This is a genomic window from Roseospira marina, from assembly GCF_014197855.1.
GTDB lineage: Bacteria > Pseudomonadota > Alphaproteobacteria > Rhodospirillales > Rhodospirillaceae > Rhodospira > Rhodospira marina.
This window is the reverse complement of record NZ_JACIGJ010000003.1, coordinates 97,804-118,778: the sequence shown is the minus strand read 5'-3', so window position 1 is coordinate 118,778 and position 20,975 is coordinate 97,804. Positions and strand designations below refer to the sequence as shown.

Sequence of the window (20,975 nt, the reverse complement as noted above, 5' to 3'; positions counted from 1 at the left end):
TCGGCGCTTATTGATCCGTCGTGCCGAGATGCAGCGAAAGGGTGCTGGGTTCAATGTCGACCCGAACAGTGATGCCCAGGGAGCGCGCAAGCGCACCGGCGTAGGTGGCCTGGACCGCGCGCGCATCATGGTGGTGCTCCGCTCCCGTCAGGCCCGTGCTCAGGCCGTCCAGCGGCGTGGTCTGCGGCGTGTCCACCCCGGTGGCCGCGATGGTGGCGGTGGCGCCGCCGGCATCCTCGACCATGAGCTGTTCGCAGCGGGGCGCCGCATCCAGAACCACGAGACAGAGGTTCAGCAGGAGTTGCACGCGCTGGCGGACCTCGACGTCGGATCCGCGGCCCTGCACATGCCATGTCAGGGCGGGCGATAGCGTGGCACCGCGTGTGGCGATGTGGGCCTCCAGCAGGGTTCCGGCCTCGTGCGGCAGCAGGCCGCGCCCGGACGGCGCGCCCAGCACCGCCCGCAGGAAGCGCAGGCGCGTCGTGGCCGCCGCGGCGCTGTCCGCCATCAGGGCCACGACCTCGGGGTCGGCACCCCCTTCCTCGGTCAACAGCTCCGCGCCGGATCCGATCGCCCCCAGCGATCCGGCCAGATCATGGCACAACCGCGTGCACAGCCCCTGCGCAAGCCGAAGCGTATGGTCTTCGCTCGTCATGCTTCTCCCCCAAACCCGCGTAAGCCCACCCCACCATACAAATCCGGATGGTGGGGCGGCGACTGGCAATCCTGCCGCCCCGCTCCCATGTCACAAAAGATATGTACGGATGTCATGGCACTGAAACAGGACGCCCGGACGCCTGGGCAGCCTGGCACGGGAACCGGTGGCACAGGGACAGACGGTTCCCGTACCAGGGGGCCCGGTCCCATGAGGGGCGGTGCCGACGTTGGAGGGGTCCACCCGAAGCAAGGAGATGACACCATGGACATGGGCCTTTTGGTTACGGGATCAGGGTTTGTCGCGCCGGGGGCACGGGTTCGGCTCGCATCGCAGCCCGACTGGGGCGTGGGGCAGGTCCAGTCGGTTGTCGGAGACCGCGTGACGGTGAACTTCGAGCACATGGGTAAGCAGGTGCTGAACACGGGGGTCGTCGCCCTCGACGTCATCGAAGAGGCACGGCCTCCGCGTGGGTGAGCGACCAGGCGGCGCGCCCGGGCCCTGTGGCGATGGGCGCGGGGGGGGCGGCCGGGCTCACTCCTCCGTCAGGAAGGCGCGGATCGCTGCGCCGGCCTGACCGATCGACAGCACACCGTCGAGGTGTCCGCGCGTGCCCTGAAGCTCCACGATGTCCACGGGTGTGCCGTCGCTCTTGATGAGCGTGGCCGTCTCCCGCACCGCGTCGCCCGGGAAGATCAGGTCTTCATTGGTGTGGATGATGAGGACCGGGGCCTCGATATCGAGCAGGCCCTTCACTAGGCTGTCACCGTGTCCGGTGTAAAAGAGCTGGTTGGCCTTGGCCAGATAGAGGAAGTGATTGGCGTCGGAGGTCCGGGCACGCGCCGCGCCCGCAGCGTCCAGAACGGCCTCGACCTGAAACCGATTGTCGAAGCTGTCCGCCGGGTTCGCATCGGGTGAGGCCCAGGTGCGGCCGAACAGTCCGTTGGACCACTCCGGGCTCTGGGCGTGCAGGGTGACGATCTTGAGCGCCTCGGCCAGGCCCCGCGTCGGCGGCTCGCCGTCGTAGTACTCGCCGCCGTTCCAGTGCGGGTCCAGGCGGATCGGCGCGCCCCAGACGTTCAGCCAGGCGATCAGGTCGGCGTCCGCCCAGCCGGAGCCGATGACCGGGATCACGCGCGCAACGCGGTCCGGATGGGTGGAGGCCCATTCATAGGCCTGCAACGAGCCCATGGACGCCCCCATCACGGCGTGCAGCCGCGTGATGCCCAGCGTGTCGAGCAGCGCCGTCTGCGTCTCCACGAAATCGCGGATGGTCAGGATTGGGAACGCCATGCCCCACGGCCTGCCGGTGTCCGGATTCACGGTGGCTGGGCCGGTTGTGATGACGTGCGGATCATGGGCGCCCAGGTTCACCGGTGTGTCCATGCTGATGACATAGTAGGTGTCGGTGTCGATGGGCTTGCCGGACCCGATAATGCTGTCCCAATAGCCCGGGGCGGCGTCGTCGGCATCATAGCGCCCGGCCGCGTGGGAGTTTCCGGAAAAGTAGTGGGTGATGAGCACGGCGTTGTCGCGCGCCGCGTTGAGCGTCCCATAGGCCTCCCATCCCAGGGTCATATCGGGGATGGTGGCCCCGCCTTGCGTGGTGAAGGCGGGGATCGTGATGCTCTGCTTCTCGACCAGGGGCTCGTAGGCGGTGGCCGGGTTGGTCGGCGCGAGCATCAGAGCGGCGAGCGCGCCGGCGGCAACCAAAGAGAGAGTTGATGGCTTGGGCATGGGGGACGGTCCTCCCGCGATGACGTGATCGGGTGTTGGGTCCCGCGGGCCTTCATGGTTGCAGTGCACCCGGGGACCGCGTGTTTCATCATGACGAGAGAGGGGGTGGCGCATCAAGGGAGAGTGGAGCGATGGGTTTCGCGAGGGTTGACGGATGTGCCCCGTTCGCAGGCCGTGGGTGTGCCAATAATCGTGCTCTGGTTGCGCCTGCGAAACCCGGACCGCCAACCCGAACGATTTGCATTGGGTCGCAATTCACCCCTGTTTCATGAGCGGGTTTCGGGTACCATGGGCCGCGCCGCGCCACCCGGAAGGCCTACATCGCCCCCCGGGCAGCGCCAAGATCGGGCGAAGCGCCGAAAAGAGCGTCGCTCGGGATACGGGAAGGAACGCTCCATGTCAGAGGCCTCGCTTCACCGCCCATCGGACATGACCCGTCCGTTGGATATGCGCCATGAGCGCCGGACAGGCCCGGAACGGGTTCGGCGCCCCGTCTATGTCGATCACCTGCCGCCGTGCAATCAGGCCTGCCCCGCCGGGGAGAATATTCAGGCCTGGCTGGCCCTCGCCCAATCGGGCGACGACGAGGGCGCGTGGCGGATCCTGACCCAGGACAACCCGATGCCGGCGGTGCACGGCCGGGTCTGCTATCACCCGTGCGAGGATGCGTGTAACCGCAAGGACCTCGACGCGAGTGTGTCCATCCATGCGGTCGAGCGCTATCTGGGCGATTGTGCGCTGGAGCGCGGCTGGCGGTTCGAGCCGCCCAAGGAGGTCACGGGCAAGCGCGTGCTGATCGTCGGCGGCGGACCCAGCGGCCTGTCGGCAGCCTATCACCTCGCGCGTCGGGGCCACGCCGTCACCATCACCGAGGCGGGGCCGATCCCCGGCGGCATGATGCACTTCGGCATTCCGGCTTACCGGCTGCCGCGCGACGTGCTGGACCGGGAAATCCAGCGCATTCTCGACCTCGGCGTCGACCTGAAGCTGAACCACAAGGTCACCGATCTTGAAGCGGAACGACAGGCGGGTCGGTTCGACGCCGTGTTCATCGCCGTCGGCGCGCACCTGTCCAAGCGGGTCGAGATTCCGGCTCGGGACGCCGCGCCCATGCTGGACGCGGTCTCGTTCCTGAAGAGCGTCGAGTCGGGCGAACGCCCGCGCCTCGGCCGCCGCGTCGCGGTCTACGGTGGTGGCAATACGGCGATGGACGCCGCTCGCGTGGTCAAGCGCCTCGGCCATGAGCCGCTGATCGTCTACCGTCGCGACCGGGAGCATATGCCGGCGCACGATTTCGAGGCGCAGGAGGCGCTCGACGAGGGCGTGGAAATCCACTGGCTGCGCGCGATCAAGAGCCTCGATGAAACCGCCATGACCGTCGAGATCATGGAACTCGACGACCGGGGCCGTCCCCGTCCCACTGGCGAGACGGAAACGATCCTGGCGGACGACTTGATCCTGGCGCTGGGCCAGGATACCGACACCAGCTTTCTGCGCTCCGTGCCGGGTCTGAGCTTCGACCGGGACGGAACGGTGCGGGTCGACGAGCGCATGATGACCGGCGCGCCCGGGGTGTTCGCCGGGGGCGACATGGTGCCGTCGGAGCGGTCGGTGACCATCGCCGTCGGCCACGGCAAGCAGGCGGCCCGCTGCATCGACACGTGGCTGCGCGGGGGCTTGTACCAGCCCAAGGCGCGCAACCCGGGGGTCAGCTTCGCGGACCTGAAGGTGCCGTATTACGTGGAGGCGGACCCACGGGCGCAGCCTCATGTGACGGTCGACGAGGCGACCTCGGGGTTTGATGAGGTGGTGGGCGGCCTGACCGGGCCGGAGGCGCACTACGAATCCCGTCGCTGCCTGTCGTGCGGCAACTGCTATGAGTGCGATGGCTGCCACGGGGCCTGCCCCGAGAACGCCATTCAGAAGCTCGGGCGCGGCAAGGGCTACCGGGTCGACCTGGAACGCTGCACCGGCTGCGGCGTGTGCCACGACCAATGCCCCTGCCACGCGATCGAAATGATCCCGGAACCGAATCACTGAGGGTCCGGGCCGCGCGTGTCGCGCGCCGGCCGTTCAGGCCGCGTGCGCCGGCCGGCGCGTCCCTGGTCATGGAGGACGGCTGACCATGCCCGATACCACTGCGCCTTCGCACCCGACGGCCCCACTGGCCAAGGGTCGCGCCGATGTTACGCGCGTCATGATCGACGGCAACGAAGCGTGCGCGCATATCGCCTACCGCGTCAACGAGGTGTGCGCGATCTATCCCATCACGCCCTCCTCGCCGATGGCGGAGTTCGCCGACCAATGGTCCAGCGAACGGCGCACGAACATCTGGGGCACCATCCCGGATGTCATGGAGATGCAGAGCGAGGGCGGAGCCGCCGGCGCGCTGCACGGCGCGCTTCAGGCCGGTTCGCTGGCGACGACCTTCACGGCGTCGCAGGGCCTGATGCTCATGCTGCCCAACATGTACAAGATCGCCGGCGAGTTGACCGCCTGCGTGGTGCATGTGGCGGCGCGCGCGCTGGCGACCAGCGCTCTGTCGATCTTCGGCGACCATCAGGATGTGATGGCCGCGCGCACCACGGGCTTCGCCATGCTGGCGTCGTCCTCGGTGCAGGAGGCGCACGACAACGCCCTGGTCTCCCAGATCGCCACCCTGGAAGGGCGGGTGCCGATCGTGCACTTCTTCGACGGGTTCCGGACGTCGCACGAGGTCAACAAGATCGACCTGATCCCGGACGACGTGATCCGCGACCTGATCGATGACGATCTTGTGCGGGCGCACCGGCTGCGGGCGCTGAGCCCGGAGCGACCGTTCGTGCGCGGCACCGCGATGAACCCGGATGTGTACTTCCAGGCGCGCGAGGCCGCGAATCCGTATTACGACCGCATGCCGGACGTGGTCGAGCGCGCCATGGAGCGTGTGTCCGCCGCGACCGGTCGGCCGCTGGCGCCGTTCACCTACCACGGCGCCCCCGATGCCGAGCGCGTCATCATCGTCATGGGCTCCGGGGTGGAGACCGCGGCCACCACGGCCGCGCATATGAACGAGAGCGGCGCGGGTGTGGGTGTGCTTCAGGTGCGGCTGTTCCGGCCGTGGTCCGAGTCCCGCTTTCTCGACGCGCTGCCGCCCACCACGCGCGCCATCGCCGTGCTGGACCGCACCAAGGAAAGCGGCGTCCTCGGCGAGCCCCTGTTCATGGACGTGCTGGCCACCTTGGCCGAGGCGGCCGCGTCGGGCACGCTGCCGATGGCGGCCATGCCGCGTGTCATCGGTGGACGCTATGGGTTGTCGTCCAAGGAGTTCACGCCGGGCATGGCCAAGGCGGTGTTCGACGAACTCGCCCGGCCGGAGCCGAAAAAGCGCTTCACCGTGGGCATCACCGACGACGTGACCCACCTGAGCCTGCCCTACGAAGCGGACTATTCGACCGAGTCTGACGATACCGTCCGCGCTATTTTCCACGGGCTCGGCTCAGATGGGACGGTCGGCGCCAACAAGAACAGCATCAAGATCATCGGGTCGGACCCCGACCGGTTCGCCCAGGCGTACTTCGTCTACGACTCCAAGAAGTCAGGCTCCCGCACGGTGTCCCACCTGCGCTTCGGCCCACGTCCGATCACGGCGCCGTATCTGGTGGAGCACGCCAACTTCATCGCCTGCCACCAATTCAACTTCGTGACCTCCATCGACATCGTGGACCGCGCCGCTCCGGGCGCCGACGTGCTGCTGAACAGCCCGTATTCGCCCGAGGAAACCTGGAGGCATCTGCCGGCGGAGATGCGCCGGACGATCCGCGAGAAGAACCTGAAGCTGCACACCATCGACGCCGTCAGCGTCGCCCGCGAGGCTGGTCTGGGGCGGCGGGTCAACACCATCATGCAGACCTGCTTCTTCGCGCTGTCCAACGTGCTGCCGCCGCATATCGCCATTGAGCGAATCAAGGCCGCCATCGCCAAGACCTACAAGCGTCAGGGCGAGGAGGTCATCCGCAAGAACCACGCCGGCGTCGACATGGCGATCGCCCATCTGAAGGAGGTGCCGATCCCGCCCTTGGCGGCCGATGTGGACGCGCCGCCCATGCGGGCCCTGATCCCGGACACCGCGCCGGACTTCCTGCGGTTCGTGACCGGTGTGATGCTGGCCGGGCGCGGTGACTCCCTGCCGGTCAGTGCGCTGCCGGCGGACGGCACCTTCCCCAGCGGCACCACGCAGTACGAAAAGCGCGATATCGCCACGCAGATCCCGAGGTGGGATCCGGATCTGTGCATCCAGTGCGGCAACTGTTCGATGGTGTGTCCGCACGCCGTGATCCGCACCAAGTTCTACAACGAGGGCCGGCTGGACGGCGCGCCCGCCGGCTTCCCGTCGGCGACGGTCGATGCCCGCGGCTTCCCCGATACGCGGTTCACGCTCCAGGTCATGGCGGCGGACTGCACCGGCTGCGCGCTGTGCGTCAGTGTCTGCCCGGTGCGCGACCCGTCCAGCGGCGACCGCCGCGCCATCAACATGGTCGACAAGCTCAGCATCGCGGATGAGGTCAGCCTGCATCAGGGCTTCTTCGAGGCGCTGCCGGTCAACGACCGCGCCCGGGTGGACTTTTCGACCGTGCGCGGCGCCCAGTTCCTCCGGCCGCTGTTCGAGTTCTCCGGGGCCTGCGCCGGTTGCGGCGAGACGCCCTACGTTCGGCTCTTGTCGCAGCTCTTCGGCGACCGGCTTCAGGTCGCCAACGCCACCGGTTGTTCGTCGATCTACGGCGGCAACCTGCCCACCACACCCTGGGCGGTGGACGACACCGGGCGCGGTCCGGCGTGGTCCAACAGCCTGTTCGAGGACAACGCGGAGTTTGGCCTGGGCTTCCGCCTGTCCGCCGACAACCACGTCCGGCTGGCCCGAGACCTGCTGGCGCGGCTGGCGCCCGTGGTCGGCCGGTCGCTCGCGGCATCGATCCTGGAGGCGCCGCAGCGCACGGAATCGGAGCTTGTCGCGCAGCGCGCCCGGGTGGAGACGCTGCGCGCGCTGCTGGAGTCGCTGGAGGACGACGACGCCCGCCATCTGCTGTCGGTGGTCGATCATCTGGTGCGTCGCTCGATCTGGATCGTGGGCGGCGACGGCTGGGCCTATGACATCGGGTCGGGCGGCCTCGATCATGTCCTGGGCAGTGGGCGCGACGTCAACATCCTGGTCATGGATACGGAGGTGTACTCCAACACCGGCGGCCAGATGTCCAAGGCGACTCCGGTCGGCGCGGTCGCCAAGTTCGCCGCCGCCGGCAAGCGCGTCGGCAAGAAGGACCTGGCGCTTCAGGCCATCAGCTACGGCAACGTCTATGTCGCCCGCGTGGCCATGGGCGCCAACCCGCAGCATGTGCTGAACGCCTTCCGCGAGGCGGAGCAGTACCCCGGCCCGTCGCTCATCCTGGCCTACAGCCACTGCATCGCCCACGGCATCGCCATGGACCGGGGCATGGAGCAGCAGGACCTGGCGGTCAAGAGCGGCTACTGGCCGTTGCTGCGCTACAACCCTGCCGTTCGCGAGGCGGAGGAGAATCCCTTCATCCTGGACAGCCCGCGCCCCCGCGTGCCGCTGTCCGCCTACACCCAGAACGAACTGCGCTATCGTGCCCTGGCGGTCAGCGATCCGGACACGGCGCGGCGCCTGATGGCGCAGGCGCAGGAGCAGGTTCTGGCCAAGTACCACCTGTACGAGGAGATGGCGCGCGAGGGACCGCGCGGGCAAATGTAAGCGGACGGAAAGGCGACACCCCGGTTTGCGGCCCCCGCGGGCGGCGAGCCGGGGCGGGGAGCGTGCGGACAAAATACCAAGACAAATTGACCCCGGCCGTTCGGTATGGCGATAAACGGGGCAGGGTAGGGACTCGGGTCTGAGGGAGAGACCATCCATGGATATGACGACGCGCTATCTGGGGCTAACGCTGGACCATCCCATCGTGGCCTCGGCCTCGCCGCTGTCCGGAACGTTGGACGGGATAAGGCGGCTGGAGGATGCGGGGGCGGCCGCGGTGATTCTGCCCTCGCTGTTCGAGGAGCGGATCCAGCGGGAACGGGAGGCCATGCACGGGCTCTCGGAGGTGGGCGCGGAGAGCCATGCGGAGGTCTCGGGCGGGTACTTCCCCGCCGCGTCGATGGATGATGTGGGTATCGGTGGGGACGAGACGCTCGATCTGATCCGCCGGGCGCGGGAGAGCTGCGCCATCCCGGTGATTCCCAGCCTGAACGGGGTCAGCCCCCGGGGCTGGACCCAGTATGCCCGCATGATGGAGGAGGCCGGCGCGCCGGCCCTCGAACTCAACGTCTATTACGTCGCCGCGGATCTGGACGAGTCCGGGGCGGCGGTCGAGGCGCGGGTGGAGAGCATTCTTCAGTCCGTCCGCCAGGAGGTCTCGATCCCGGTGGCCGTCAAGCTGGGGCCGTACTTCAGTGCGCCGGGGCACATGGCCCGCCGTCTGGTGGCAGCCGGGGCCAGCGGCCTCGTTCTGTTCAACCGCTTCTATCAGCCGGAAATCGATCTTCAGGCCATGCGGGCGCTGCCGACGCTGGATCTGTCGACCTCCGCCGAGGCGCGGCTGCCGTTGCGTTGGATCGGGATTCTGTACGGCCATCTCGACGGCGCCAGCATCGCTGCGACGACCGGCGTGCAGGGGGCTGAGGATGCGATGAAATTCATCCTCGTCGGCGCCGATGTCGTGATGACGGCGTCGGCCCTGCTGCGTTACGGGCCGGCGCATATGAAGACCCTGGTCTCCGGCCTGCGCGCGTTCCTGGAAGTCGGCGGCTACGACAGCATCGACCAGGCCCGGGGCGCGCTCAGCCATCGGGCCGTGGCCGATACGGCCGCGTATGAGCGGGCCAATTACCTCCAGGTGCTGGACTCGTTCCGGCCGTCCGATTACGCGCCCTGACAGCCCGGGCTTCGGACGCTCGCCATTGCCGATGACGCGCCGGGCTTTCGGGGCCGGCGCGTGTCATTGTGCGTCCCTCCCGCGAGGCTGACCGGTCGCGGCCCAATCTCCATTTTTTCCGAAGGCAGGACGCACGCGTCCGCTTGACAGTCCGCCCGGGCCGCCCTATCTCGTTGGCACTCGCCGAGCAAGACTGCTAACAGCGTCTCTAAGCCCTGCGAAATCAACATGTTGGCCGTCCTCCTCAAGGGCGGCCTTCGCACGAGTTCAACCGATCACTCACGACCGATTAACGGCGTCGATCGACGGAGGAAGAGAATGAAGCTGCGTCCGCTGCACGACCGCGTGCTGGTGAAGCGTGTCGAATCTGAAGAGAAGACCACTGGCGGCATCATCATCCCGGACACCGCCAAGGAAAAGCCGATGCAGGGCGAGGTTCTGGCCGTCGGCGCCGGCTCGCGCGGCGAGGACGGCAAGGTGACCGCGCTGGACGTCAAGGTGGGTGACCGCGTCCTGTTCGGCAAGTGGTCCGGCACCGAGGTCAAGATCGACGGCGATGAGCTGCTGATCATGAAGGAAGCCGACATCATGGGTGTTCTGGAGTAGGCCCTCTGCCTTCCAACGGACCCATAGACCGACTCCCCTAGACCGGATCAAGAGGATCTAAAGACATGACCGCCAAGGATGTTCGTTTCGGCATCGAAGCCCGCAATCGGATGATGAAGGGCGTCGATATCCTGGCCGACGCCGTGAAGGTGACCCTGGGCCCTAAGGGCCGCAACGTGGTGATCGAGAAGTCGTTCGGCGCGCCGCGCATCACCAAGGACGGCGTTTCCGTCGCCAAGGAAATCGAGCTGTCCGACAAGTTCGAGAACATGGGCGCCCAGATGGTCAAGGAAGTCGCTTCCAAGACCGCCGATCTGGCCGGTGACGGCACCACCACCGCGACCGTGCTGGCCCAGTCCATCGTGCGCGAGGGCGCCAAGTCCGTGGCCGCCGGCATGAACCCGATGGACCTGAAGCGCGGCATCGACGTGGCCGTGAACGCCGTCATTGAGGACGTCAAGAAGCGCTCCACCAAGCTGAAGGACAGCCAGGAAGTCGCGCAGGTCGGCACCATCTCCGCCAACGGCGAAGTCGAAATCGGCAAGATCATCGCCGAGGCGATGGAGAAGGTCGGCAACGAGGGCGTCATCACGGTTGAGGAGGCCAAGGGCCTGGAGACCGAGCTGGACGTCGTCGAGGGCATGCAGTTCGACCGTGGGTACCTCTCGCCGTACTTCGTGACCAACACGGAGAAGATGCTGTGCGAGCTGGAAAACCCCTACATCCTCATCAATGAGGGCAAGCTCTCCAGCCTGCAGCCGCTGCTGCCGGTCCTTGAGGCCGTCGTTCAGTCCAGCCGTCCGCTGCTGATCATCGCCGAGGACGTCGAGGGCGAGGCCCTGGCCACCCTCGTGGTCAACAAGCTGCGCGGCGGCCTGAAGGTCTCCGCCGTGAAGGCCCCGGGCTTCGGCGATCGCCGCAAGGCCATGCTGCAGGACATCGCCATCCTGACCGGCGGCCAGGTCGTCTCCGAAGAGGTCGGCATCAAGCTCGAGAACGTCACCATCGACATGCTCGGCACCGCCAAGACCGTCACCCTGACGAAGGAAGAGACCACCATCGTCGACGGTGCCGGTGAGAAGGCCGACATCGAAGCCCGCTGCAACGTCATCCGCAGCCAGATCGAAGAGACCACCAGCGACTACGACCGTGAGAAGCTCCAGGAGCGTCTCGCCAAGCTCGCCGGCGGTGTCGCGGTCATTAAGGTCGGTGGCGCCACTGAGGTCGAGGTGAAGGAGCGCAAGGATCGCGTCGATGACGCCCTGCACGCCACCCGCGCCGCGGTCGAGGAAGGCATCGTCCCGGGCGGCGGCGTGGCCCTGCTGTACGGCTCGCGTGCTCTGGAAGACCTGAAGGGCGCCAACTCCGACCAGCAGGCCGGCATCGACATTGTGCGCCGTGCCCTGCAGACCCCGGTCCGTCAGATCGCCGAGAACGCCGGTGCCGATGGCGCCGTCGTGGCCGGCAAGCTGATGGAGCAGACCGACCCGAACCTGGGCTTCGACGCGCAGAACGGCGTCTACACCGACATGCTGAAGGCCGGCATCATCGACCCGACCAAGGTCGTGCGCGCCGCCCTGCAGGATGCGGCGTCCATCGCGGGCCTGCTCGTCACCACCGAGTGCATGGTGGCCGATGCGCCCGAGAAGAAGGACGGTGGCGCCGGTGCCGGCGGCGGCATGGGTGACATGGGCGGCATGGGCGGCATGGGCGGCATGGGCTTCTAAGTCCACCCCGGCCATCGCGCCTCATACCGGCCGACGGGAAGGGCCGCGTCCGAAAGGGCGCGGCCTTTTTCGCATGCGGCCAGGGCCCCGCGCGGGTTGGTTTTTCGGTCGCCGGGCGCTGGATCGTTGTCAGGCCGCCGACTCTCGCGTCAGGCGGCCCGTATCGGGCGCGCGCGGGGTGCTGTGGCGGCCAAAGCGGGTATCCGACGGGTCGGGCGTGCTGGTTCTGCGCAAACGCATCGTGCATATATCGAAATGCATATATGTGACCGTGCCGGCCCAGATTTTCAGCGGATCTACAACATTATAGGGCGGGTCTATGCAGGGGCTCTGCAAGGGTGGATTCCACGCCCCTATCCTTCGACATAACGGGAGCTGTCTGCGACCCCACGTTTGTTGCGCGGCTGATCGGTCCGGAACGAATGTGGTTTTACGGCGTTGAGCGGGGTGATAACAGATAACGCTGCCGCCCCATGATGGTGGCCCGACGCTCTCCCCCAACTGGAAAAGCCATGGCCCATCGCGGCTGTGCATGCCTGCATGAGGGGCCGTCGCCTGTCCCCCACGGCTTTGGTGCATGGCTTAGATGTTGTCTTTCCGTGACGAAGAGCGCAGCATCACGACTCAACCCGAGGCAGTCGTCGACGGTCCATCCATGGCAAAAGCGCTATCATTCGATGATGAAGAGCTGTTTGCTTTCAGTGATGACGGCGAAGAGACTCCGACAGCATCCATGAGTGTCTGGAATGTGCTTGTCGTAGACGACGAGCCGGATGTTCATGAGGCAACAACACTCGCCTTACGCGATCTTACTATTGAAGGGCGGGCACTCCGTTTGCTGCACGCCTCAAGCGCGGACCAAGCCTTCGCCGTCCTGGCCAATGAGCACGATATCGCGGTTGTGCTCCTAGATGTCGTCATGGAAACCGACGATGCGGGTCTGCGTCTCGTGCGCCGGGTGCGCGAGGACCTGGGCAACCACGCGGTCCGGATCATCCTGCGGACGGGCCAGCCGGGGTATGCGCCCGAGCTCGAGACGATCCGCACCTACGACATCAACGATTACAAGGCCAAGTCCGAACTGACCCGGACCCGCCTGTTCACCACGCTGGCGGTGGCGATCCGGTCCTATCGGCAGGTTCATCAGCTTGAAATGAGCCGCAATGGCCTGGAACTCATCATTTCCGCCTGCACGGATCTGGGCAAGCTGCGGGCCTTGCGGTTGTACGCGGAAGGCGTTGTGACGCAACTCTGCGCGTTGCTTGGGCTCCCGCCGGAGGGGCTTGTGTGCGCGGGCAAAACCCTGGACGATGTCCAACCCCGTGTGATCGCTGCGGCCGGGCGGTACCGGTCGTTGATGCAGGAACCGGTGGATACTCTGACGGACGCGACGCTGCGTCGTGTGCTGGAGGACTGCCTGAGCCGTCGGGCGCATGTTCTGGGGCCGGGCCTCTGCCTCTACTTTGAGGTGAGCGAGACCACCGGCATCGCCGCGTATGTGGAGGTCGCCGAGGGCCTGGATCCCGTAAATCTCGAACTGCTCGAAGTGTTCTGTGCGAGTGTCACGGTGGGTTTTGAAAACGTCCTGCTGCAACAGCGGCTGTACGACAATGCCTACATGGATCAATTCCTGAATCTGCCCAATCGCAGGGGGTTCATGGAAGAGGTCAGCCGTGGGGATCGGCGCGAGGACATGACCGTCGCGCTCGTGGACCTGGACGATTTTGCGGAAATGAATACGGTGCTGGACCATCAGTTCGGCGACCGCGTTCTGGAGGCCGTGGCGGGGCGTCTGGCCGCCGCCCTCATGCCCGGAACGCTGCTGGCCCGCGTCGGCGGTGACACCTTCGGGATCTATGGTCCGTCCGATCAGGTCACACCGCTGTGCATCGAGCGGGTCTTCAGCGCGCCCTTTGATCTCGACGGCGAGGTGTTGCGGGTGTCGGCCACCGCCAGCCTGATCCAGGTCAACGCGCACGCCAACACCAGCGCGGATGTGCTCAAGAACGCCAGCATTGCGTTGAAGCAGGCCAAGATGCTGCAGCGGGGACGCGCGACCCTGTTCGACGAGGATCTCAGCGCCTCGGCCCGGGTGCGCATCAATCTGCTGACGCGGCTGCGCGCGGCGTTTTGCGCCGAGCAATTGTTTCTCGCCTATCAGCCGCAGGTGGACCTGGTGACCGGCCGGGTGCTGGGCGCGGAGGCGCTGTTGCGCTGGGAGACCGAGGACGGCACCATGGTGCCGCCGGACGAGTTCATCCCGCTGGCTGAGCAGTCGGGTCTGACGGTCCCGATTGGCGAGTGGGTCCTGCGGACGGCGTGCCGGCAGCTGAAACGCCTGACGGACCGAGGCCACACGGGCTTTCGGATGGCCATAAACGTGTCGCACACGCAGTTCCGTGAACCGGGGTTCGTGGCCGTCCTCGGGCAAGCGCTGCAGGACTGTCAGGTGAACCCGAAGCAACTGGAGCTGGAACTGACCGAGTCGGTCGCCATCGGCCACATCGACTCCACGGTCGAGAAAATCCAGGCGATCCGGGCCATGGGCATCACCGTGGCCATGGACGACTTCGGGACCGGGTACTCCTCGCTCAGTGTTCTGAAGCAGCTCAACGTCGATCGGCTCAAGATCGACCGGAGCTTTGTCCAGGAAGTCCAAGAGAATGCCGACACCAGCGGTATTGCGGAACTGGTCATCGCGCTTGGCCGGCAGCTGGGCCTTGTCACCATCGCCGAAGGCGTGGAGGACGAGGGGCAGCGGCGCCAACTCCTGGAAATGGGCTGCCAGGAGGGGCAAGGCTATCTGTTCGGCCACCCGATGCCGGGTCCGGCATTTGAAGCGTGGATGGCCACGGTCGCCTGATGGTCGCCTGATGGTCGCCTGACGATCGTCTCCCATCCGCGGTGTCCCCTTCGGGATCCGCCCGCGGCGGGGGCCGTCTGGCGGTGTCCGGAGGATTGTGGGCAGGAGAGGAGCGCCCCGTGGACATGGCACCACCGACAGGGGACGAGGATACCCTCCTGTACTGGATCCATGCCGATGGGCGGATCCTCGACGTCAGCCGTGCCGCATGCGATGCCCTGGCGTTCACCCGCGATGAGCTCCGCCGGATGGCCGTATGGGACATTGATCCGGCCGTAGACCCGGTGACGTGGGCCGAACGCTGGGCAGTCGTCGAGCGCGCGGGGGCTCTCCGGTTTCAAGCGGCGCTGCGAACGCGCGACGGCCGGCCGTTCGATGTGGATATGTTTGTCCAGTACCTCACGTTCGGCGACCAAGCCTTCCTGTGCGCCGTGGTGTCTCCTCGGTCCGGGGCCCTTCGGACATCGGGTGTTCTGGGGGACGCCGAACCCGATGTGTCTCTTCCGACGGGCGCCTCGGGCTACGCCCTGTTCGAACTGGACCTGACGACAGGAGAGTTCGTCAGCAACAGTGCGCACATGGCGCTCCTTGGCCGTGGGTTTTCGGATCGGGTGATCGCGGCCGAGGCCGCTTACTCCTGGCTCCATCCGGACGACCGCGACCGGGTCGCGGCGGCGTTCGAGGCCTGCCGTCGTGGTGTGCAGGCCGAGGTCAATGTCGAGATGCGCGTGCAGCATGGGGCCGGCCACTGGATTTGGCTCCGGTCCTTGGCGCGCGTCATGGACTGGGACGAGGGCGGGCGCCCGATCCGCATGCTCGGTATGCAGGTCGATATCACGGACAGAAAGCGTGCCGAGGAGGCGCTGCGGCTGACGCAGTTGTCTGTTGATCGTGCGTCCGTCAGCGTCTTTTGGTTCAACCCGTCGGGCCGCGTGGCCTTCGTGAACGAGCGGGCGTGCGAGACCCTTGGCTACAGCCGTGAAGAGCTGATTGGGGCGCCGGTCTCGCTGTTCGATCCAGAGGCCTCGGATGACGACGTGCGTGGGGTGTGGGACCGCGCCGCCGAGACGGATCAAACGGTGTTCGAACGGACACATCGGCGCAAGGATGGTTCCACCTTTCCCGTGGAGGTCACGGTCACGCGCGCGGCGGTCGGCGAGGCCGTGTACTATTTCGCCTTCGTGCGGGACATCTCCGGCCGGAAAATCACGGCGGACGCGGTGCGCGCCTCCAAGGCGTTCGTCGACAGCATCATCACGCAAAGCCCGTTGCCCATGCTGATCCTCAACGGCAACGGGGCCGTGGTCCGCAGCAATCCGGCGGCCCTCAGCCTGTTCCGGGTGCATGCGGGGCAGGTCTCTCTGCTCGACCACAACGTGTTCACCGATTCCCGGTTCCAGGACGCGGCGCCGGTCGCCGAGGTTCAGCGCGTGCTGTCGGATGGCGAGAGCGTTCGATTTACGTGCCGGTTTGACTCGGGGGGCGCGGATGCGGGCACCGCGGTGCAACTCGACACGACGGTCTTCCCGATCCGCAACGTGGTGGGCGAGATCACGCACGTCGGGATCACCTGCCTGGATGTCACCGACCTGAAGGCCGCCGAGCGCAAGCTTCGGCGTCATTTGGAATCGGAGCAGCTTCTCGCCGACATTTCCGCCCTGATGATCAAGCCGGGGTGGGACGACCTTGAAGCCCGGATGGACTGGACCCTGGAGCGCGTTGGTCAACTCGCCCAGGCGGATCGCGCGGTCCTGTTCGCGGTCAGCCCCGACGGTCGCCTCGCCAGCAATACGCACGAATGGTGTGCACCGGGCGTGTCATCGAAGAAAGAGGCCTCGCAAAACATCGCCGTCGCGGACTATGCACCGTTTTATGCGCGCATGGCGACGGGCGCTCCGGTCGTAATACAGGCGGGGACGCCCGACGTCGGCCTTCGTTTCCGTCCCACGGACGGCGATCCCGCCACGCATTCGCTGATCTGCGTGCCGGTGACCGGTGGGGAGCGGCTTCTGGGGGTTCTGGCCCTGGACGCCCAGGAGGGGCATCGCGTGTGGTCGGAGGTCGACGTCCGGTTCCTGCGCCTGGTGGCGGAGATCATCGCGCACGCCCTGCAACATCTCGCCGCCTATCGAGACCTGCGGGCGCACTCCCAGGCCCTGGAGCACGTGGACCGGATTTCGCGGGTCCTCAACCGATCCGAACGCGACGCGGCGTTCCTGAAGAAGTTGGCCGCCGAGGTTCAGGATATTTTCCAGGCTGACCGGGCCTATTTCATGCATCCCTGCGATCCTTCGGCGACCACCGTCTGCGTGACCGCCGAGGTGCCGCGCGCCGGCTTGGCACCCTTGGGCGAAGAAGGGCGTGAGTTTGCCATCGATGACGAACTCAGTCGCGTGTTCCAGGCGGCCTTGACCTGCGGTGGTCCCGCCGTGACCGGCTACGACCCGACGACCCGTGCCTTCCGGGAGACGGGTGTGCGCAGCCGGATGGTGACCGCCCTTCGGCCACAGTCCAGCGTGCCGTGGCTCATCGGTCTGCATCAGGTCTCGCACGAACGCGCGTGGACTGAAGCGGAGCAACGCCTGTTCCAGAGCATTTCCGAGCGGATCGAGGAGGCGCTGTCCGGCTTCCTGCTTCTTCAGCGGTTGAGAGCCAGCGAGAGCCGCTATCGCGCGGTCTTCGACAACGCGCTGGACGCCATCATCATGCACGACGCCGAGGGGCGGATCCTGGCGGTCAACGCGGCCATGACGACGATGTACGGTTTGGAGGCGGGCGAGGCCGAGGGGCGTTCCGCCCTGGACTTGTGTGACGCCGGGTTTTCACTGGACGAGGCCCGCTCGATCTGGGCGCGGGTCATGGCCGGGGAGACGATCCGGTTCGAATGGATGGGGCGGCGGCCGAAGGACGGCGCCGTGTTTCCGGCGGAGGTCATGCTTCGGTGCATGACGTTCGGGAATCGGTCCATTGTCCTGGCCAACGTCCGCGACATCACCGAGCGCAAGCGTGCGGAGACCACGCTGCGCCAGAGTGAGGAGCGATTCGCCAAGGCGTTCCAGTCTAACCCGGCCGCCATGCTGATCTCGACCATCGACGAAGGCCGCATTCTCGACGCCAACGATCGGTGGCTGACCCTGTTCCGGACATCGCACGCCGCGCTGGTCGGTCGCACCACCGTGGAGGTGGGCCTCTGGCGGCACGCCGCGGATCGCGACGCGCTGCTGGAGTCGATCCGGGAGACCGGGACGTTGAGCGAGGTCCCGGTCGTTTTCTACGCCGCCGACGGAACCCCGATCGATGTGCTGTGGTCCGCCGAGGTCATCGGTCTGAAGGACGAACAGGTCCTCCTGACCCTGGTCATCGACCTGACGGAACAGATGCGGGCGGAGCGTGCGCGGCGGGAAAGCGAGGTCCGGTTGCTGGCGGCCGTCGAGAGCATTCCGTTCGACTTCTTCATCCTGGATGCGGACGGCGACTATGTTTTGCAGAACTCCGCGTCCAAGGCGGAGTGGGGCGATGTTTCGGAAAGAAATCCGTCTGATGTTACAGTGCACAGTCAATATACGGATCGTTGGGGAGCCAAAAGAGACGCGGTCCTCTCGGGCCAGATCATCGATGAAGAGCTTCGCTTTGTAACAAAAATTGGCGATCGGTATTTTCGAAACGTTCTCGCGCCGGTGCGTGATGGCGACGACGTCCGTGGCATGGTCGAACTGAACATGGACGTGACGGAGCGCAAACGGTCGGAACGCGAACTTCAAACCTATCGTGCGCACCTGGAGGATCTGGTCTCGGCCCGGACCCGGGCCCTTCAGCAGGCCATGACCAAGCTGCTCCAGGCCGAGAAGCTGGCGGCCCTCGGCAATCTGGTCGCCGGACTGGCGCATGAGATGAACACGCCATTGGGCAACGCGCGCCTGGTCGCCAGTACCCTTGACGAGCAGTTCAAGGCCATGGAGACGGCCCTGGCGGGTGGCGCCTTGCGGCGCGCGGATCTCGCCGACTTCCTGCGGCATGGCCAGGAAGCCGTGGACTTGCTGGAGCGCAACACCGTCCGAGCCGCTGATCTCATCGGTCAGGTCAAGGAGGTGGCGACCGATCAGACGAGCATGCGCCGCCGCGTGTTCCGGGTCTTGAGCATCACCGAGGACGTCGTCTCCACCATGCGGCCGACGCTGAAACGCACGGAGCACCGCGTGGACCTGGATATCCCGCCGGGTTTGGAGATGGACAGCTATCCCGGCCCGCTGGAGCAGATTCTCACCAACCTGATCGGCAACTCGGTGACCCATGGGTTTGCGGATATGGAGGCCGGGTGCATCCGGGTCACCGCCGGAGCGGAGGGCTCCGATGCCCTCCGGATCGTCTATTCCGACACCGGGGCCGGCATTCCGGCCGAGATTCTGCAACGGGTCTTCGACCCGTTCTTCACAACCCGGTTGGGGCAGGGCGGCAGCGGGCTGGGGCTGTATATCGTCTACAATTTGGTTACAGCGGTTCTGGGGGGAACCATCGAGGTGGACTCTCCGTCGGCCGACGGAGACGGCGGCACGGTCTTCACGATGGTCCTGCCTCGGAGCGCGCCGGAGCGTGCGCGCCCGGACGTCTACCTTGATGCCGATGCGACCATCGGCGCGGACACCCACGGGGCCTAATCGCTGCGCCCGGCGGAGTCCGGACACACATCGAGCCGACCTATGGCGCGGCCGGGGCGAGGCCCATGGACGCGCGGTAGTGGGCGCGCTGGGCGGCCCGTCCGTGCCGGTCCGTTATGGCCTCCCACCGGGCGGCCGCAGCGTCCAGACCCTCTTGCACCGGGACCTCGCCGGCCAGAATGCGGGTCAGTTCCGTCTCGAAACTGTCCATGTACGCCTGGAAGCCGGGCAGGCGCAGGTCGAGGGCGGCGTGCGGCGAGTCCAGGCTGGACCGAATGACCCGTATGTAGTCGGCCGCGGCCCGGGGCGGCAGCACCCGCATCCAGGCGTCGACTTCCACGAAATGGCTGTATCGGTACGGGTTGACGCCGGTTCGCCCGTCCAGCACATCCGCCATACTGTTGCGGACGTTGGAGAACCACAGAATATAGTCCCACGCGGCGTCGGGATTCGGCGCGTTGCGGGGAACCGCCGCGACCCAGCCGCCGAAGGCCAGGAACGGGACGCGGCGCCCGTTGGGAATCGGCTGCCACGCGTCGGTGTCCGCGTTCCAGACCTCGTCGGATCCCGGGAGCACGAAATAACCCACACAGCCCGCCACGCGGGAGTGCTTGGGGTTTTCGGCCATGGTTCCGGTGTCGCCCCAGTCCAGCGCCATGGCGGTGTGGCCGTCGAGGAAGGCCCGCCGGCTTTCGGTGATGCCGTTGCGCAGGGCGTCCGGCGGTGAGAAAGCCGCAATGTCCCGATACTCCCGCACGGCCCGAACCCAGCCGGGGGTGTTGATCCGAGGGGTCATGGTGTCGGGGTCGAAAAACTGGGCTCCGGCCACCCCGGGCGGGTTGGTGTAGGCGGCGGCGCGCGCGAACACGGTCCACACCTCCTGGCCCCCCCTGGCAAAGGGCTCCGAGGTGCCGTACACCGGCTGCCCGTCGGGTCCGGTTCGGCCGGTGAAGAAGGCCGCGATGGTCCGGTATTGCGCCCAGGTGGTCGGTGGCATCAGTGGGCGGCCATACCGTCGCGCGAACGCGCGGCGGTTGATCGGGTCCTCGAACAGGTCGCGACGGTAATAGCCGCTGAACACGTCGCCATCGACCGTCACCGATACCCAGCGGCCGTCCCACCGCATCAAGCGGTCCCGGAACACGGGATGGATGTCGTCGAACGATTCGTCCTCCGCGATCCGGGCCGGCATCTCGCGCAGGTAGGGGGCGAAATCGGCAGCCCATCCGGGCGCATGAAAGATGACATCGAACGGGGCGTCTGTGCCCGTCAATCCGGCCATGAGCCGATCATAGAGGTGCTCGAAGGGAATCCGCACGACCTCCACCCGGCCGCCATGTGCGTGCGTCCAGGTGCGGCCGTGGGTTTCCGCCGGAAGGCTGATCGCGGGGGCCGCCTGGACACCCACTCGCAGGACCGTGCCCTGAACGTTCTCCGCCGGCTTCGTTCCGGCCATGCGGTCGGTGCTTGCGGCGTCCCGGGCCAGCAGGCTTGCGGCGATCAGGACAGCGAACCCCAGCGCCGCCGCGCGGCCGTGTCGCTGTCCGGTGGTCATGGCAAACCCTTCCCACGCATTTAAAGATTCGGAGGTTTCTGCTGCACAATGGCTTTTCGGGGATATACACTCCATGTTAGCCTTGAGCAATAAATCCGAGTACATGATCACGCGAATATCCTGTCTCCCAATGCACACATATAAGTAAAGCCTTAGCTACAACTCTTGATCTATCTCGTTATAATTGTTCTGAATTTTGGTTGATAGACGGCCGGGTATGAAGACGCTTTTGACCTTTGCCCTTTCTGTTG

Annotated in this window: 11 protein-coding genes; 8 read left to right on the top strand and 3 right to left on the bottom strand. The window is 66.4% G+C overall.

Annotated elements, in window-relative coordinates:
• Positions 1-7: 7 nt before the first annotated feature.
• Positions 8-655, bottom strand: a complete 648-nt coding sequence (locus GGD82_RS04995; protein WP_150061942.1) for a histidine phosphotransferase family protein — start codon at positions 653-655, stop codon at positions 8-10.
• 264 nt (positions 656-919) lie between these two features.
• On the opposite strand from GGD82_RS04995, the gene GGD82_RS04990 reads away from it, so the two are divergent.
• The gene (locus GGD82_RS04990; RefSeq protein WP_375782114.1) at positions 920-1,132 is read left to right on the top strand and encodes a DUF3553 domain-containing protein; all 213 of its coding nucleotides are present in this window, start codon (positions 920-922) and stop codon (positions 1,130-1,132) included.
• A 57-nt stretch (positions 1,133-1,189) separates the two neighbouring features.
• On the opposite strand, the gene GGD82_RS04985 is transcribed toward GGD82_RS04990, so the two are convergent.
• The gene (locus tag GGD82_RS04985; protein ID WP_170284243.1) at positions 1,190-2,392 is read right to left on the bottom strand and encodes an E22 family MetX-like putative esterase; all 1,203 of its coding nucleotides are present in this window, start codon (positions 2,390-2,392) and stop codon (positions 1,190-1,192) included.
• 396 nt (positions 2,393-2,788) lie between these two features.
• Between GGD82_RS04985 and GGD82_RS04980 the strand changes: the two genes are divergently transcribed.
• From GGD82_RS04980 to GGD82_RS04950, 7 genes are all read left to right on the top strand, one after another.
• Complete coding sequence (locus tag GGD82_RS04980) at positions 2,789-4,432, top strand: NAD(P)-binding protein (RefSeq protein WP_211364739.1); 1,644 nt, start codon at positions 2,789-2,791, stop codon at positions 4,430-4,432.
• A gap of 85 nt (positions 4,433-4,517) precedes the next feature.
• Positions 4,518-8,141 carry a pyruvate:ferredoxin (flavodoxin) oxidoreductase gene (nifJ, locus tag GGD82_RS04975; RefSeq protein WP_150061943.1) on the top strand — a complete coding sequence of 1,208 codons (3,624 nt, stop codon included), beginning with the start codon at positions 4,518-4,520 and terminating at the stop codon, positions 8,139-8,141.
• Between the two features lie 157 nt (positions 8,142-8,298).
• Positions 8,299-9,318, top strand: coding sequence for a dihydroorotate dehydrogenase-like protein (locus GGD82_RS04970; protein WP_150061944.1), 1,020 nt, complete (start codon positions 8,299-8,301; stop codon positions 9,316-9,318).
• A gap of 318 nt (positions 9,319-9,636) precedes the next feature.
• Positions 9,637-9,924 carry a co-chaperone GroES gene (gene groES, locus GGD82_RS04965; protein WP_150061945.1) on the top strand — a complete coding sequence of 96 codons (288 nt, stop codon included), beginning with the start codon at positions 9,637-9,639 and terminating at the stop codon, positions 9,922-9,924.
• Between the two features lie 65 nt (positions 9,925-9,989).
• Entirely contained in the window at positions 9,990-11,651 is a 1,662-nt protein-coding gene (gene groL, locus GGD82_RS04960; RefSeq protein WP_150061946.1) for a chaperonin GroEL, read from the top strand.
• A gap of 586 nt (positions 11,652-12,237) precedes the next feature.
• A complete protein-coding gene (locus GGD82_RS04955) occupies positions 12,238-14,514 on the top strand; it encodes an EAL domain-containing response regulator (RefSeq protein ID WP_311731926.1) in 2,277 nt (758 codons plus the stop codon).
• Positions 14,515-14,639: 125 nt separating this feature from the next.
• Positions 14,640-19,169 carry a PAS domain S-box protein gene (locus GGD82_RS04950; protein WP_150061948.1) on the top strand — a complete coding sequence of 1,510 codons (4,530 nt, stop codon included), beginning with the start codon at positions 14,640-14,642 and terminating at the stop codon, positions 19,167-19,169.
• A gap of 40 nt (positions 19,170-19,209) precedes the next feature.
• Here GGD82_RS04950 and GGD82_RS04945 read toward each other — a convergent pair whose 3' ends face one another.
• The gene (locus GGD82_RS04945) at positions 19,210-20,724 is read right to left on the bottom strand and encodes an extracellular solute-binding protein (RefSeq protein ID WP_170284244.1); all 1,515 of its coding nucleotides are present in this window, start codon (positions 20,722-20,724) and stop codon (positions 19,210-19,212) included.
• Positions 20,725-20,975: the final 251 nt, after the last annotated feature.

Coding starts and splice junctions, on each gene's coding strand:
- GGD82_RS04980 (WP_211364739.1), top strand. CDS start 2,789: ATGTCAGAGGCCTCGCTTCACCGCCCATCGGACATGACCCGTCCGTTG.
- GGD82_RS04950 (WP_150061948.1), top strand. CDS start 14,640: ATGGCACCACCGACAGGGGACGAGGATACCCTCCTGTACTGGATCCAT.
- GGD82_RS04955 (WP_311731926.1), top strand. CDS start 12,238: ATGTTGTCTTTCCGTGACGAAGAGCGCAGCATCACGACTCAACCCGAG.
- GGD82_RS04970 (WP_150061944.1), top strand. CDS start 8,299: ATGGATATGACGACGCGCTATCTGGGGCTAACGCTGGACCATCCCATC.
- GGD82_RS04995 (WP_150061942.1), bottom strand. CDS start 655: ATGACGAGCGAAGACCATACGCTTCGGCTTGCGCAGGGGCTGTGCACG.
- GGD82_RS04985 (WP_170284243.1), bottom strand. CDS start 2,392: ATGCCCAAGCCATCAACTCTCTCTTTGGTTGCCGCCGGCGCGCTCGCC.
- nifJ (WP_150061943.1), top strand. CDS start 4,518: ATGCCCGATACCACTGCGCCTTCGCACCCGACGGCCCCACTGGCCAAG.
- GGD82_RS04945 (WP_170284244.1), bottom strand. CDS start 20,724: ATGACCACCGGACAGCGACACGGCCGCGCGGCGGCGCTGGGGTTCGCT.
- groL (WP_150061946.1), top strand. CDS start 9,990: ATGACCGCCAAGGATGTTCGTTTCGGCATCGAAGCCCGCAATCGGATG.
- GGD82_RS04990 (WP_375782114.1), top strand. CDS start 920: ATGGACATGGGCCTTTTGGTTACGGGATCAGGGTTTGTCGCGCCGGGG.
- groES (WP_150061945.1), top strand. CDS start 9,637: ATGAAGCTGCGTCCGCTGCACGACCGCGTGCTGGTGAAGCGTGTCGAA.